Source organism: Rhodococcus ruber, from assembly GCF_027270735.1.
Taxonomy (GTDB): Bacteria; Actinomycetota; Actinomycetes; order Mycobacteriales; family Mycobacteriaceae; genus Rhodococcoides; species Rhodococcoides rubrum_A.
The window spans coordinates 17,793-31,487 of record NZ_JAPWIJ010000016.1 but is presented as its reverse complement, the minus strand read 5'-3'; the positions used below and the strand labels follow the sequence as shown (position 1 = coordinate 31,487).

The window sequence follows — 13,695 nt, the reverse complement described above, 5'->3', positions numbered from 1 at the left end:
GATGCCCACCATCCAGAGTTTTCCGTTGCCCGACCTCGGGGAGGGTCTCACCGAGGCCGACCTGCTGACCTGGCTCGTCGCCGTCGGTGACACGATCGAGTTGAATCAGAACATTGCCGAGGTCGAAACGGCCAAGGCTGCCGTCGAACTTCCGTCACCGTTCGCGGGGGTGGTTCTTGCGCTGCATGTCTCGGAGGGTGACACCGTCGAGGTCGGGGTGCCGATCATCGACATCCGAGTCGGTGGCGACAGCGCGGACGACGCGCCTGCCCCCGAGCTCGCCGCCGCTGTGGCCGACGCGAGCCCCGCAGAGGACAGTGAGGAGCGCGTCCCTGTTCTCGTCGGTTACGGCGTGGCGAAGGAAGGATCGAGTCGACGAGGCGGCCGGGGAACTGCGCCCGTCACTGCGTCACCGAACGGGCAGAACGGAAAGCCGCTCGCCGCACCACCGGTGCGAAAGATCGCCAAGGACAACGCCGTCGACCTGGCCGAGGTGCCGGCAACAGGAAGCCGCGGTGACGTCACTCGCGACGATGTCGAGTCGTATCTGCAGGGTGAACCCACCGCGGCCGAACAGGACCCCCGCAAGCGCGGCCGCGAAGAGCGAACCCCGATCAAGGGGGTGCGCAAGCATACGGCGGACGCGATGGTGCGCAGTGCCTTCACCGCCCCACACGTCACCGAATTCGTGACCGTGGACGTCACCGAGACCCTGACCCTGCTGGAATCCCTCCGGTCCTCGACCCACTTCGCGGATGTGCGGCTGACTCCGCTGGCGTTGGTGTGCAAGGCCGTTCTCGTTGCACTGAGATCGAATCCGTCCCTCAACTCGTCCTGGGACGAGGCGGCTCAGGAGATCGTCACCAAGCACTACGTCAACCTCGGCATCGCCGCAGCGACCCCGCGCGGCCTGATGGTGCCGAACATCAAGGACGCGCACGAACTTTCGCTGGTGGACATCGCACGTGCGCTGGCAGATCTGACCCGTACCGCGAAGGAAGGCAAGAGCAGTCCGGCCGACCTCGCCGACGGCACGATCACGATCACCAACGTCGGTGTGTTCGGAGTCGACGCCGGGACGCCCATCCTCAATCCCGGCGAAGCTGCCATCCTGTGCTTCGGCTCGATCCGCCGCATGCCCTGGGAACACGAGGGTGCGATCGCACTGCGTTCGGTGACGACGCTGTCACTGTCGTTCGATCACCGTCTCGTCGACGGCCAGCAGGGATCACAATTCCTCGCCCTCGTCGGCCGGTTGCTCAGCACTCCGATGGATATGATCGCCCTGAGCTGATTTCCGCGGCTCGATGGACACAGGTCGATGGAAACAAGGGTGCGCGCGTGGCCGAGGCGATCGACGAGTACTTCCTGAAGCAGGTTCGCTCCGCCCGGCCCGGTGGGTCCGTCGTCGCCGATCCGGATCGACTGCTTCGGTACTTCGATGCGCAGCTTGCCAGCAGGCATCTCGACTTCGCGGCCCGTTGGTTGCAGTCCGAGGGCTTCGGTTACTACACCATCGGATCGTCCGGGCACGAAGCCAATGCAGTCGTCGGAGCAGCGACCGAGGTCACCGACCCGGCACTGCTGCACTACCGCTCCGGTGGTTTCTATGCTGCACGCGCACAACAGTATTCGGCCTCGAACCCGATCCGGGACGTGCTGGCGAGTCTGGTCGCCTCGACGCGCGATCCCATGTCCGGCGGCCGCCACAAGGTGTTCGGGCATCCGGCTCTGGGCATCGTCCCGCAGACGTCGACCATCGGTTCCCAGGTTCCGCGCGCGGTCGGCCTGGCTTTCGCACTCGGCCGGGCGAAGGCGCTGCGACATCGAACTCCATGGCCCGAAAACGCAGTTGTGGTGTGCAGTTTCGGTGACGCCTCGGCCAACCATTCGACGACGGTGGGTGCGCTCAACTCGGCTGCCTACTGTGCGCATCAGTCCGTTCCGATGCCGATCCTGTTCGTCTGCGAGGACAACGGGATCGGTATCAGTACCCGATCACCGCGGGGGTGGATTGCGCAATCGCTCGGCCGGTTCCCGTCGATCGAGTACGTGCGGGCCGACGGCAACGACCCGGCCGAGCTGATGCGCACGGTCGACGCCGCTGTTGCTACGGTGCGGAATCGGCGGCGTCCGGTTGTGCTCCACCTCGAGACGGTGCGGCTGATGGGCCACGCCGGATCGGATGCCGAACTCGCCTACCGCTCCAGCGCAGACATCGTCGGTGACTACGAGCGAGATCCATTGCTGGCCAGCGCTCGTGCGTTGGTCGACGCCGGGATCCTGACCGCCGCCGACGTCGAAGGCCGCTACCAGGCGATGCACGAGACGGTGATGGCAGAGGCCGCGGCGATGGTCGACTCCCTGCGCTCCGGGGCGTCGGCGCGACTGGCGACTGCCGAGGCGGTGATGGCCCCGCTCGCCGATCGGCGACCGGCCGCCGTGGCTGCCGCCGAGAGCAGTCTGCGGCCTGCACAGGGCGGGCCCGGTCTGACGCTCGCCGCCATGATCAACAGGACGCTCACCGACATCATGACGGCACGACCGGACGTGCTCGTGTTCGGCGAGGACGTGGCCGTCAAAGGCGGCGTCTACGGCGTCACGAAGGGTTTGCGCAAGAAGTTCGGCGCAGCACGAGTTTTCGACACTCTGCTCGACGAGCAGACCGTGCTCGGCACCGCCTTGGGTGCTGCGCTCGCTGGTTTCGTTCCGATACCCGAGATTCAGTATCTGGCCTACCTGCACAATGGTGAGGATCAGCTGCGCGGTGAGGCCGCGTCGCTCAAGTTCTTCTCCGATGCGCAGTTCACCAACGGGATGGTCGTGCGTATCGCCGGTCTGGCGTATCAACGCGGTTTCGGCGGGCACTTCCACAACGACAATGCTCTCGCTGTTCTGCGCGACATTCCGGGCATCGTGGTTGCGGTTCCGAGTTCGGCGGCCGAGGCCGCCGGTCTCTTGAGAACCTGTGTGGCACTGGCTGTGGAGGAGGGGCGAGTGTGCGTATTTCTGGAGCCCATTGCGCTCTATCACCGCACCGATCTGCTCGACGGCGACGGCGCACTGCGCTGTGCTGACAATCTATCGGGCGATTTCGGCACCATCACAAGCCATCTCGACGGAGATGATCTGGTCATCGTCACGTTCGGTAACGGCGTGGTGATGAGCCGACGCGCCGCGTCGCGGTTACGCGAACGCGGGATCGCGGCGACGGTCGTGGACCTCCGTTGGATAGTGCCCCTGCCGGTCGAGGATCTGTTGCACCGGCTGGCACGCTTCGATCGAGTGCTGATCGCCGACGAGACCCGGCACGACGGGGGAGTGGGTGAGGGCGTCGTGACCGCTCTCGTCGAGGGCGGCTACGACGGTGCCATCGCACGAGTCTCGAGCAAGAATTCGTTCGTCCCCCTCGGCGGCGCGGCCGATCTCGTCCTTCTGTCGGAGGACGAGATCGTCGCTGCGGCAATGCGGATGATGGACGTCGAGTGACCTAGTGAACCGGTTGTGCGGGGGCGAGTGCCTCGCTATCGGTTCGTGCCGGTGCCCGGATGAAGAACGACGCGGCCACCGCGACCAATGACACTGCCCCGCCGTAGAGGAATGCGGTGTGGATACCGGCTTCCGAGCCGCCCACAGCAGTTGCGCCGTCGGCGATTCTGGCTGCTGCGGTGTTGGACATCACGGTGACGAACAGTGCGGTACCTGCAGCACCGGCCAACTGCTGAACCGTACTGAAGATGGCACTACCGTGCGAGTACAGCTGGGTGGGTAGTGATCCCAGCGACGAAGTCATGAGCGGCGTCATGATGAGAGCCAGACCCGCCGAGAGCAGCATGTGGATACCGATCACGAGCGGCAGTGCGGTCTGCGCGTCGAGCACGGTCATCGACCACAGTGCAGCGCTCACCACGACGGCACCGGGAATGACCAACGGGCGCGGGCCGATTCGATCGAAGATGCGACCGACGAACGGGGCCAGCAGACCCATCAAGAGTCCGCCGGGGAGCAGCATCAGTCCGGTGTCGAGAGTGTCGAGGCCGCGGACGTTCTGCAGATACATCGGTAGCAGGATCAGTGCGCCGAACAGGGCCATCATCGAAATCGCGATCATGCCGAGTCCGATACTGAAGGTGGGAGTGCGGAACGGACGCATATCCAGAAGTGCGCCGCCGCGCTCCTGACGCGAGATCTGCCGGAGAACGAACACCACGAGGGCGAGCGCACCGACGACCAGCGGCAGCCACACCGGCACCACGGACTCCTCGGCCGAATGTCCCAGGCTGCTCAGGCCGTAGACGATGCCGCCGAAAGCCAACGCGGACAACACGACCGACACGGGATCGAAGGACGGCCGACTGGTCTGGGTCACGTTCTTCACCAGAGTGGTCCCGATGGCGAACGCGATGAGGGCGATGGGAAGGACGAGCCAGAACATCCAACGCCAGTCGAGCGAATCGAGGATGATCCCCGAGATCGTCGGACCGACCGCGGGTGCCACAGCGATGACGATGGAGATCACGCCCATCATCGCGCCGCGCTTGTGCGCCGGAACCACGGTGAGCACCGTTGTCATCAACAGCGGCAACATGATCGCCGTGCCGCTGGCCTGGGTGACGCGTCCGAGCAGGAGCAGCTCGAATCCCGGAGCGGAGGCAGCGAACAGAGTGCCGACAGTGAACAGCGTCATGGCCGCCACGAACACCTGACGCAGAGTGAAGCGCTGGAACAGGAAGCCGGTGATGGGAATGACCACCGCCATCGTCAGCAGAAATCCGGTGGTGAGCCACTGCGCCGTCGTCGCGGAGATGTCGAGGTCGACCATCAGGGTGGGCAGCGCCACGCTCATGATCGTTTCGTTGAGGATCATGACGAACGCCGCGATGACGAGGATGCCGATCAGTAACTTGCTGCCCGGCGCGAGTTGCGCGTCGGGTTTGTGGTCGGTCTCAGATGTGGTCATGTGTCGAGAACTTTCGCGTATGGGTTCAAGGTGTGGAGCAATTCGTATGTAGACAGCTTGAATCATAGTGACAGTGACTGTCAACTTGAACTTTGCTGGTATGTTGACAGCGAGACGAAGGGGAGTCGACGATGGATGGAGGACGATGAACGATCGAGTACCGGATCTGCGCGAGCGACGTCGTCGAGAAACCCTCCTCGAGATCACCCGTGCTGCGCTCGATCTGTTCGAGACGCAGGGCTGCGCCACCACGACGGTCGACCAGATCGCACGCCGGGCCGGAGTATCGCCGAGTACGTTCTTTCGTAGCTTTGCATCCAAGGAGGAATCGGTTCTCGGCCTCGCCCCGGAGTTCGAGCTCGACATCGACGCCTGGCTGGCATCGACGGCACCGGAAGGCATCACCCTCACGGCGATCGAAGCGCTTTACGAGCGATCCGTCGAACGATTTTCCGCTGCACCGTACGAGGCCAGGGATCGTCTCCTGCGTACCCGGCGGTTGATCGGTCGCGACGACCATCTGCGGGCCGCCGCCTTCACGGCCGACGCCATGACGCTGTGCCGCGTCACCGATTCGGTGGCCGCCAAGCTAGGTGATCACGAATCACGTTCATATGCGCGGTTGTTGGTCGAGGGGGCCGGGATGGCCATGCGAATCGCCTTCGACGACTGGGCCGAGCGCATCGACGCCGGGCAGGACGCCGACCTGGTAGATATCTACCGAACCACGCTGAGCGATCTGCGACGCGTCGTCGCCGGCTGAGCTTCTCGTCGTGCGCGGAACTTCGTAGCAGGGGTCGAGTTCTCGTGCACGTGGCGCGAAGCGCCTCTCACCCGAATCGGTGCGGAGTCACGTCGCCTGCCCGCAGTCCGCGCTCGGTTACATCGATCGGAAGTGGTTGCCGCCGTAGCAGAGCCGCGCCGACTCTGGCCAGCGCCGCGCACGTCTGGATTCCGTACCCGCCCTGACCGGCGCACCAGAAGAAACCCTCGATGTTCGGATCGAATCCGACGACCGGAGTTCGGTCGGGCACGAAGCTGCGCAGGCCGGCCCAGGACGACCGCACATGCCGGGCCGTCAAGGTGGTCGCCTCGGCAATGTCGTCGAATGCTCGGGCGATCTCCAACTCGTCCGGGCGGGCATCACTCGGCTCGATGGGCGTCTCGTCCGCAGGCGAGCACAATAGTTGTGCGCCTTCGGGTTTGATGTAGAACTTCTCGTCGATGTCGCTCAATGTCGCCAGGTGCGCGGTATCGAGGTCGTCGGGTGCGGCCACCATGAACACCGAGCGTCGCATGGGCACGAGTCCGATAGGCTCGGCACCCGCCATCGCACCGAGGACATCCGCCCATGCGCCCGCGGCGTCGACGACGAGTGGAGCAGTGTGGACAGACCCGTCGGTGGTGTGCACGTGCCACAGTCCGTCGATGCGTCGCAGATGTGTCACACCTGCCCCGGTGTGGACTCGTCCACCTCGATCGCGCAGCCCTCGCACGAACCCCTGATGCAGCGCGTGCACGTCGACTTCCATCGAATGCGGCTCGTACAGAGCGCAATCGATCAATTCGGGGCGCAGCGGCGGAAAGAACGTGCGCGCGTCGGTCGGCGAGACCAGTTGTGCTTCGGGCGTCAATCGGCTGACGTCCGCGTACATCGCTTCGAGCGCGTCGCCTCGCCCGGTGGACGCGAACTGCAGCAGGGGGCGCGGGGCGAGCAGTTCGGATCGAAAGTGCTCCGGCGGGTTCTCCAGGAAGTCTCGGCTGGCCGTCGTCAGAGCGCGAATCGTGTTGTTGCCGTACGTTTCCAGAAACAGAGCGGCCGAGCGTCCGGTGGTGTGGAAGGCCAGGGTATCCTCGCGTTCGAGCAGGGTGACTCGGTGATCGCTCGCGAGTTCGTATCCGAGCGAGACACCCCCGATTCCGCCGCCGACAACAATGACATCGGTGGTAGGCGCGTCTCGAACGGACGTGCTCATCGAGTTCTCCCGTTCTTCGGCTGGTTGATTCTCGGCTGGGCGGTCCACTGAGCTCCGGGGCCGACCGCCTCGTCGAAGATCAGCCAGGTTCGGGTCGACAGTATCCCGTCGAGTCCCTGCAACTTGTCGAGCACCAGGTGTCGCAGCGCCGATGTGTCGGGAGCGCGGACCAGAACGAGCGCATCGAAATCGCCGCCCATCAAGCTGACGTGCTCGACGAACGGAAAGGTACTCAGGTCGTCGGCGACGGCGCGCCACGAATCCTGCCGGATGGACAGTGCCACGTAAGCGGATGCGCCGACTCCGGCCTTCTCGTAGGCGATGCGTGCGGTGAACCCCTCGATGACGCCTTCGTCGAGGAGGCGGTCGACGCGTACGTAGGCGTGTGCCCGGGAGATATGGGTTGCCTCTGCCAAGGCACGCATGGACATTCGGCCGTCTCGGCTCAGCTCGGTGACGATGCGCCGATCCACGTCGTCGAGCTCGTACTCGGTCTGTGCCATCCGTCCACTCCAGGTCGTTCACGAGAGGTCTGTATGGACAGAATGCCACATCAGGCGCACTCGAGGGCCATCGATCTACATTTGAGCCCCTGATTTGAAAGCTGGTCCATCGGACCGCACTCTGTGTAGAACAGAAAGCCGAGACGAACACGTGCAGAGGGGGTACCGCATGACCACGACGGACACGCTCGATCACGTCACGACCTCGGTCGCACGGCGCGTTCGCGAGGGATACGAAGCAGATTTCGTCGAATGGACCGATCGCGGTATCGATCTCGTCCGCACTTTCCCTGGTTTCCTCGGTGGTGGTTGGTTGCGCAGTTCCGGCGGATCCAACGACTACCACGTGGTGTACCGGTTCGAGACCCACGACAACCTCGACGCATGGCTGCACTCGGACTCTCGACGCCGCTGGCTCAGCAGCGGCCGGCCCATCGCCGACGACGTTGTGACACATCGTCTTTCCGGCGTGGAGGGATGGTTCGAGCCGCAGTCCCACCTGACCGACGCGGTTCGAGTGATCGGCGGCCCGCCGCCCCGGTGGAAGCAGGCGATCTCGATCGGTGTGGCGTTCTATGCCGTCAGCTTGCTGGTCAACATCGTCCTCACACCGCATTTGGCGGGGTTGAACGTGGCCCTGCGAACGGCGGTCGTGGTGATGATGTGCACGCCGTTGATGGTCTACGTGGTGATGCCGTTCGTCACCGCCCGGCTGCGGAAGTGGCTCGTACCGCGCGCCTGAGCCCGGCCTCGCTGGTACGCAGCCTCGCTTCTATACAGTCGAGATCATGCCCGACGCGCGTGTGCACAACCAGTTCGCTCTCGACGGGGCCTGGAACTTTCGAGACCTCGGCGGTCTTCGCACTGCCGGCGGCGCGAAGATTCGGCCTGGAAAGCTCTATCGCGCATCGGAATTGAGTGCTCTCACCGAGAGCGGACAACGCGCCGTCGTCGATCTCGGGATACGTACGGTGTTCGATTTCCGCAGTGACTCCGAGATCGCACGAAGTGGGATCGACAGAGTTCCGGACGGCGTGCAGTCGATCTCGGTGCCGTTCCACAACGACAGCGGTGAGCGCGCTCCGCACGAGGCCCCGACCCACGAAGAACAGAGTCAGGTCGACTACCTCCTGCGCGCGTACGCGTCGTTTCCGGTGCTGGACGGGGCTGCGTACGCCATCAAGCATGTGGCCGAGGCCATCGCAGCCGGCCGAGGCGGAGTTCTGGTGCACTGCGCCGCAGGTAAGGATCGGGCCGGGTGGACCGTCGCGACTGTGCTGCGGGCGGTCGGGGTGAGTGAGGACGAGATCCTTGCCGACTACCTCGTCAGCAATGCTGCGGTGGAGCCGCTGCTCGCCCATGTGCGCCGGACGTGGGCGGGTATCGACGACGCCGAAATGCCGGGGGAGGCGTTGTTGGGAGTCCGTGAGTCCTATCTGGAGCGCGGAATGGCGTCTGTGACGTCCAATCACGGATCGTTCGAGGCCTATCTGAGTCACCTGGGTATCGATGAACATCTGCGCGGACGGCTCGTCGCCGAATTGGTCGAGGACTGAGCGGTAGCCTCTGCGTCATGCGAATCGGACAGACGGCCCCGGATTTCGAGCTTCCCGATCATTCTGGTGAATCCCGTGCGCTCTCCGAGCTGACGGCGTCGGGCCCAGTGGTGCTGTTCTTCTATCCTGCGGCCAACAGCCCCATCTGCACCGCCGAGGCGTGCCATTTCCGGGACCTGGGAACAGAATTCAGCAGATTCGGTGCGCAGCGCGTCGGGATCAGCACCGACACCCGCGACAAGAATCAGCATTTCGCTCTGCAGCGATCCTTCGACTTTCCGTTGCTGTCCGATTCCGACGGCGCGGTGGCCGAGCAATTCGGAGTGCGGCGAGGTGGGTGGTTCACCCGGCGGCGGCGGCTTCGTGAGCTCGAACGCGGACGGGCGCATGCGGCACACCGTGGTTACCTGCGGCAGTTACTGTCCGTGAAGCGGACGACATTCGTGATAGATCGGCACCGAGTGGTGCGGATGGTGGTGCAGAGCGAACGCGGTCATGTCCATGCCACCAAGGCTCTGGAGTACCTGCGCTACCTGTCGTGAGGGCTATTCGTTCGCGCCGCTGAAGAGGGCGGTGTAGACGGCAGGCTTCGAAGTCTCGGCGTGCGCATCGGTCGAGGCGTCGTCGGGATGGCTGAAGAGCGCCTCGTTCTTGTCTTTGTGTTCCATTCCCCGAGCATGCCCCTGATCGACCGCAATAGCCACTCGCCGCGCGGAAATGGGCCGGTGAACCGCCGAAACGACCGGTCAGGGCACAGCTGCCAGGGTGGGATACTGCTCGGGTGCCCCATGAAACTCTGTTCGACGCCTTGCGCCGCGAGCCCGATGCGGAGGCACCCAACCTCCATTCCGTCGACGCTGCAGACCGTCTCGTACTCGATACCGTCGACGAGCGTCCAGGAGTCGACAGGACGGCACCGATCGCGGTGATCGGTGATCGTTACGGTGCCCTCACGCTCGGTGCCGTGGCGCTGGGCTTCACGAATGTGCGGGTCCATCAGGACGCCGTCACCGGCGTGCGGGCGCTCGAGCTGAACGCCGCACGGGTGTCGATGACGGGTACGTACACCCAGCACGCGCTCGGTGCAGGACTGCTCGACGGCGTCGGCACGGTACTGATGCAGTTGCCGCGAGGTTTGGCCGAGCTCACCGAGATCGCCGAGCACATCGCGGCGCACGCGACCGCGGACGTGGTGGTGCTGGCCGGCGGGCGAGACAAACACATGACCCCCGCCATGAACGACGTGCTGCGACGGTCCTTCACGACGGTCACGGCCGGACGCGGCCGGCAGAAAGCTCGGGTGCTCACCGCGGCCGGGGCGGTGGCGTCGGGTATGACGTATCCGGTGAGCAAACGTCTCGCGGACATCGACATGACGGTCGTGGCCCACGGCGCTGTTTTTGCCGGGGCAGGCCTGGACATCGGAACGCGGTTTCTGCTCGAGTTCGTTCCGAAGATGTTGCCGCGTGCTCGCACAGCCGTCGACTTGGGCTGCGGCACAGGAATTCTCGCAGCAGAGCTGGCTCGAACCAGGCCGGATCTAGAAGTGATCGCTACCGATCGTTCGGCTGCAGCAATTGCGTCGGCAGCGGCGACGGCGGAGGCGAACGGGACTCGGATCGCGGTGATCGCGGACGATGCGATGTCCACCTTCGAATCGGAGTCGGTCGATCTGGTGGTCTGCAATCCGCCGTTTCACGAAGGTGCTGCCGTGCATACGGGCGGGGCGAGCAAACTGTTCGCTGCCGCCGGTCGAGTGCTGCGGCCCGGCGGACAACTGTGGACGGTGTTCAACACTCACCTGAACTACCGGCGCGAGCTGGCGGACGCCGTGGGCCCCACCGACCTGATGGGGCGCAACGGCAAGTTCACCGTCGCTCGCTCGGTGCGACCGAGCGAGCAACGGTGAGTGTCAGGTGACCGGGCCGCCGTCTTCGGGGGAGCCGTCGATCTGGCCGCGGTTGCGTCCGCGGTCCTCGACGAGAGTGCCTTCCACGATCTCGGCCTGACGCTGGCCCTCCGCGTAATCGATGTCGGGATCTTCGTCGGATTCCTCGACGACATGGTCGACCAGTTCCTCGGTCAACTCGTCGTCGGGGGTCTCGGTGATCGGTCGGTCGAGATCCTCTTCGACCGCGATGTCGGGTTCTTCCTCGCTGAGCTTGAGATCCAGGCTCTCGCCCTCGGCGGCCTCGCGGGCTGTGGTGCCGAAGCTGTTGGCCTCGCTCCAGTGGTCGGGGGGATCGACGACGGTGTCGCCGTCATCGTTGCGCACCTCGTCGGAGTCGACGCTTTCGCTGGGGTCCAAGGTCTGGTCGGGTCCGTCTTCGATTGCCATTTCCTCATAGTGCCCGTTTCGATTCGGTGTCACACACGCGGTCGTCTCCGCGTATGGAGGCCGTACCCGGTAGAGTCCGTTTTGTCCGTCGTAGAAGTTCTCGGTTGGGGAACTTTTGTCCGGATATCAGACGTTCTACTGATGACCGGCGGGGAGATCCCCGGTGGGGATCAGAACTTACGAAGGGAAGAGACACGGTGCGCACCTCCAGCAACCCGGTGTTCCGCAACCTGCCCAAGCAGCAGGGCGGCGGATACGCCACATTCGGATCTGCGACGGCTGGAGCCTCGCAGGCCGCAACCTTCGGCCAGCATCCCGGAACGCAGGCCGATCCGTACACCACGCAGCCCGCGCAGCGGGCCATGACCATCGACGACGTCGTCACCAAGACCGGCATCACCCTCGGTGTGCTGACCGTCACGGCGATCCTCTCGTACCTGCTCGTCCAGAACAACAACGACCTGGCCGTGCCGTTCGTCATCGGCGGTGGCCTGATCGGCTTCGGTCTGGTCATGTTCGCCACGTTCGGTCGCAAGATGGACAACAAGGCGATCGTTCTCGCATACGCCGCCGCCGAAGGCATCTTCCTCGGAGCCCTGTCCTTCCTGTTCACCTTCCCCATCCAGGGGGTCGGAGCCGGGACACTCATCTCCCAGGCCGTCCTCGGCACGTTCGGCGTGTTCTTCGGCATGCTGATCGTTTACAAGACCGGTGCCATCCGCGTCACCCCGCGTCTGACCCGCATGGTCGTCGGTGCCCTCATCGGTGTCGTCGTCCTGATGCTCGGCAATCTGGTCGCCGGCTTCTTCATGGACGGTGGATTGGGGCTGCGTGACGGCGGACCCATCGCCATCATCTTCAGCCTCGTCTGCATCGGCATCGCGGCGTTCAGCTTCCTGCTGGATTTCGACCAGGCCGATCAGCTGATCCGTGCACAGGCTCCGGAGAAGGCAGCCTGGGGCGTCGCCCTCGGTCTGACCATCACCCTGGTGTGGCTGTACATCGAGATCTTGCGTCTGCTGAGCTACTTCAACAACGACTAGCACGCACGCGAAAAGCCCCGCCACTCCTTTCGGAGGGCGGGGCTTTTTTCGTCTGCAGCAGTCAGGTCAGCTGAGGCGTTCGAGCACCATGGCCATACCCATACCGCCGCCGACGCACATGGTCTCGACGCCGAACGTCTTGTCCTGTGTCGTCAGGTTGTTCAGCAGCGTGGTGGTGATGCGCGCACCGGTCATGCCGAAGGGGTGGCCGATCGCGATGGCACCACCGGAGATGTTGAGCTTGTCCTCCTCGATGCCGAGGTCGCGCGCGGATCCGAGGACCTGCACGGCGAAGGCCTCGTTGATCTCGAACAGGTCGATGTCGGAGATCGACATGCCTGCGATCTTCAGCGCCTTACGGGTGGCCTCGATCGGGCCGAGACCCATGATCTCGGGGGACGTGCCGGTGACTCCGGTGGAAACGATGCGAGCCAACGGCGTCAGGCCCAGTTCCTTGGCCTTGGTGTCGCTCATGATGACGAGCGCTGCGGCACCGTCGTTGAGCGGGCACGCGTTACCGGCGGTGATGGTGCCGTTGGGGCGGAAGACCGGCTTGAGCTGGCTGATCTTCTCGTACGTGGTGCCGGCGCGAGGGCCGTCGTCGGTGTTGACGACGGTGCCGTCGGGCAGGGTCACCGGGGTGATCTCCCGCTCGAAGAAGCCGGCGTTGATGGCCTCTTCGGCGCGGTTCTGACTGCGGACGCCCCAGTGGTCCTGATCTTCGCGGGTGATGCCGGTGAGCAGCGCGACGTTCTCGGCGGTCTGGCCCATCGCGATGTACGCGTCGGGAAGCTCGCCGTTCTCACGGGGATCGGTCCAGCTGTCCGCGCCTTCTTCCTGCGCCTTCTTGGTGCGGGCTTCGGCGTCGGCGAAGATCGGGTTGTGGCTCTCGGGCAGCGAGTCGGAGCTGCCATGGATGAAGCTGGACACGCTCTCGACGCCGGCGGAGATGAACACGTCACCTTCGCCCGCCTTGATCGCGTGCAGGGCCATCCGGGTGGTCTGCAGCGAGGACGAACAGTAGCGCGTGATCGTCGTTCCGGGGAGCGAGTCGTAGCCGAGCTGCACCGCGACGATGCGGGCGAGGTTGTTGCCCTGCATGCCGCCGGGCAGACCGCAGCCCAGGAGCAGATCGTCGATGTCCTTCGGGTCGAGCGAGGGCACCTTGGCCAGCGCGGCGGCGACCATCTGAGCGGTGAGGTCGTCTGGACGAATGTCCTTGAGCGACCCCTTCATCGCCCTGCCGATCGGTGAGCGCGCGGTGGCGACGATGACTGCCTCTGGCATGAGATCTCCTTTAGATCGATACTGCGGAACTG

Annotated in this window: 14 protein-coding genes; 8 read left to right on the top strand and 6 right to left on the bottom strand. The window is 64.6% G+C overall.

Annotated elements, in window-relative coordinates; genetic code table 11:
* Position 1 precedes the first annotated feature (1 nt).
* Entirely contained in the window at positions 2–1,294 is a 1,293-nt protein-coding gene (locus tag O4220_RS25770) for a dihydrolipoamide acetyltransferase family protein (protein WP_269608394.1), read from the top strand.
* 47 nt (positions 1,295–1,341) lie between these two features.
* Positions 1,342–3,489 carry a thiamine pyrophosphate-dependent enzyme gene (locus O4220_RS25765; protein ID WP_269608393.1) on the top strand — a complete coding sequence of 716 codons (2,148 nt, stop codon included), beginning with the start codon at positions 1,342–1,344 and terminating at the stop codon, positions 3,487–3,489.
* A 1-nt stretch (position 3,490) separates the two neighbouring features.
* Here the strand turns inward: O4220_RS25765 and O4220_RS25760 are convergent, their stop codons facing one another.
* Positions 3,491–4,960 carry an MDR family MFS transporter gene (locus O4220_RS25760; protein ID WP_269608392.1) on the bottom strand — a complete coding sequence of 490 codons (1,470 nt, stop codon included), beginning with the start codon at positions 4,958–4,960 and terminating at the stop codon, positions 3,491–3,493.
* A 145-nt stretch (positions 4,961–5,105) separates the two neighbouring features.
* Between O4220_RS25760 and O4220_RS25755 the strand changes: the two genes are divergently transcribed.
* Positions 5,106–5,723: a TetR/AcrR family transcriptional regulator gene (locus O4220_RS25755; RefSeq protein WP_269608391.1), complete on the top strand. Its 618-nt coding sequence runs from the start codon at positions 5,106–5,108 to the stop codon at positions 5,721–5,723.
* Between the two features lie 67 nt (positions 5,724–5,790).
* On the opposite strand, the gene O4220_RS25750 is transcribed toward O4220_RS25755, so the two are convergent.
* Both O4220_RS25750 and O4220_RS25745 read right to left on the bottom strand, forming a co-directional pair.
* Entirely contained in the window at positions 5,791–6,936 is a 1,146-nt protein-coding gene (locus O4220_RS25750) for an NAD(P)/FAD-dependent oxidoreductase (protein WP_269608390.1), read from the bottom strand.
* The gene (locus O4220_RS25745) at positions 6,933–7,439 is read right to left on the bottom strand and encodes an Lrp/AsnC family transcriptional regulator (protein ID WP_269608389.1); all 507 of its coding nucleotides are present in this window, start codon (positions 7,437–7,439) and stop codon (positions 6,933–6,935) included. Before O4220_RS25745 ends, O4220_RS25750 begins: the two co-directional genes overlap by 4 nt.
* Positions 7,440–7,608: 169 nt before the next feature.
* Here O4220_RS25745 and O4220_RS25740 point away from each other — a divergent pair, with 169 nt between their 5' ends.
* Genes O4220_RS25740 through O4220_RS25730 form a run of 3 tightly spaced genes read left to right on the top strand, consistent with a single transcriptional unit; the run spans position 7,609 to position 9,537 of the window.
* Positions 7,609–8,181: an antibiotic biosynthesis monooxygenase gene (locus O4220_RS25740; protein WP_269608388.1), complete on the top strand. Its 573-nt coding sequence runs from the start codon at positions 7,609–7,611 to the stop codon at positions 8,179–8,181.
* A 46-nt stretch (positions 8,182–8,227) separates the two neighbouring features.
* Complete coding sequence (locus tag O4220_RS25735; protein WP_269608387.1) at positions 8,228–8,995, top strand: tyrosine-protein phosphatase; 768 nt, start codon at positions 8,228–8,230, stop codon at positions 8,993–8,995.
* Positions 8,996–9,012: 17 nt separating this feature from the next.
* Positions 9,013–9,537 carry a peroxiredoxin gene (locus O4220_RS25730; RefSeq protein ID WP_269608386.1) on the top strand — a complete coding sequence of 175 codons (525 nt, stop codon included), beginning with the start codon at positions 9,013–9,015 and terminating at the stop codon, positions 9,535–9,537.
* Between the two features lie 3 nt (positions 9,538–9,540).
* On the opposite strand, the gene O4220_RS25725 is transcribed toward O4220_RS25730, so the two are convergent.
* Positions 9,541–9,663: a hypothetical protein gene (locus O4220_RS25725; protein ID WP_254923930.1), complete on the bottom strand. Its 123-nt coding sequence runs from the start codon at positions 9,661–9,663 to the stop codon at positions 9,541–9,543.
* A 113-nt stretch (positions 9,664–9,776) separates the two neighbouring features.
* Between O4220_RS25725 and O4220_RS25720 the strand changes: the two genes are divergently transcribed.
* A complete protein-coding gene (locus tag O4220_RS25720; RefSeq protein WP_269608385.1) occupies positions 9,777–10,904 on the top strand; it encodes a class I SAM-dependent methyltransferase in 1,128 nt (375 codons plus the stop codon).
* Positions 10,905–10,907: 3 nt separating this feature from the next.
* Here the strand turns inward: O4220_RS25720 and O4220_RS25715 are convergent, their stop codons facing one another.
* The gene (locus tag O4220_RS25715; RefSeq protein WP_269608384.1) at positions 10,908–11,333 is read right to left on the bottom strand and encodes a hypothetical protein; all 426 of its coding nucleotides are present in this window, start codon (positions 11,331–11,333) and stop codon (positions 10,908–10,910) included.
* A 197-nt stretch (positions 11,334–11,530) separates the two neighbouring features.
* Between O4220_RS25715 and O4220_RS25710 the strand changes: the two genes are divergently transcribed.
* Positions 11,531–12,376, top strand: a complete 846-nt coding sequence (locus O4220_RS25710) for a Bax inhibitor-1/YccA family membrane protein (RefSeq protein ID WP_269608383.1) — start codon at positions 11,531–11,533, stop codon at positions 12,374–12,376.
* 66 nt (positions 12,377–12,442) lie between these two features.
* On the opposite strand, the gene O4220_RS25705 is transcribed toward O4220_RS25710, so the two are convergent.
* Positions 12,443–13,663, bottom strand: a complete 1,221-nt coding sequence (locus O4220_RS25705) for an acetyl-CoA C-acetyltransferase (protein ID WP_269608382.1) — start codon at positions 13,661–13,663, stop codon at positions 12,443–12,445.
* Between the last annotated feature and the right edge of the window lie 32 nt (positions 13,664–13,695).

What these genes read in the sequence shown, in the direction of transcription:
- O4220_RS25760 (WP_269608392.1), bottom strand. Translation starts at nt 4,960, where the DNA reads ATGACCACATCTGAGACCGACCACAAACCCGACGCGCAACTCGCGCCG.
- O4220_RS25705 (WP_269608382.1), bottom strand. Translation starts at nt 13,663, where the DNA reads ATGCCAGAGGCAGTCATCGTCGCCACCGCGCGCTCACCGATCGGCAGG.
- O4220_RS25755 (WP_269608391.1), top strand. Translation starts at nt 5,106, where the DNA reads ATGAACGATCGAGTACCGGATCTGCGCGAGCGACGTCGTCGAGAAACC.
- O4220_RS25745 (WP_269608389.1), bottom strand. Translation starts at nt 7,439, where the DNA reads ATGGCACAGACCGAGTACGAGCTCGACGACGTGGATCGGCGCATCGTC.
- O4220_RS25770 (WP_269608394.1), top strand. Translation starts at nt 2, where the DNA reads ATGCCCACCATCCAGAGTTTTCCGTTGCCCGACCTCGGGGAGGGTCTC.
- O4220_RS25725 (WP_254923930.1), bottom strand. Translation starts at nt 9,663, where the DNA reads ATGGAACACAAAGACAAGAACGAGGCGCTCTTCAGCCATCCCGACGAC.
- O4220_RS25715 (WP_269608384.1), bottom strand. Translation starts at nt 11,333, where the DNA reads ATGGCAATCGAAGACGGACCCGACCAGACCTTGGACCCCAGCGAAAGC.
- O4220_RS25740 (WP_269608388.1), top strand. Translation starts at nt 7,609, where the DNA reads ATGACCACGACGGACACGCTCGATCACGTCACGACCTCGGTCGCACGG.
- O4220_RS25735 (WP_269608387.1), top strand. Translation starts at nt 8,228, where the DNA reads ATGCCCGACGCGCGTGTGCACAACCAGTTCGCTCTCGACGGGGCCTGG.
- O4220_RS25730 (WP_269608386.1), top strand. Translation starts at nt 9,013, where the DNA reads ATGCGAATCGGACAGACGGCCCCGGATTTCGAGCTTCCCGATCATTCT.
- O4220_RS25750 (WP_269608390.1), bottom strand. Translation starts at nt 6,936, where the DNA reads ATGAGCACGTCCGTTCGAGACGCGCCTACCACCGATGTCATTGTTGTC.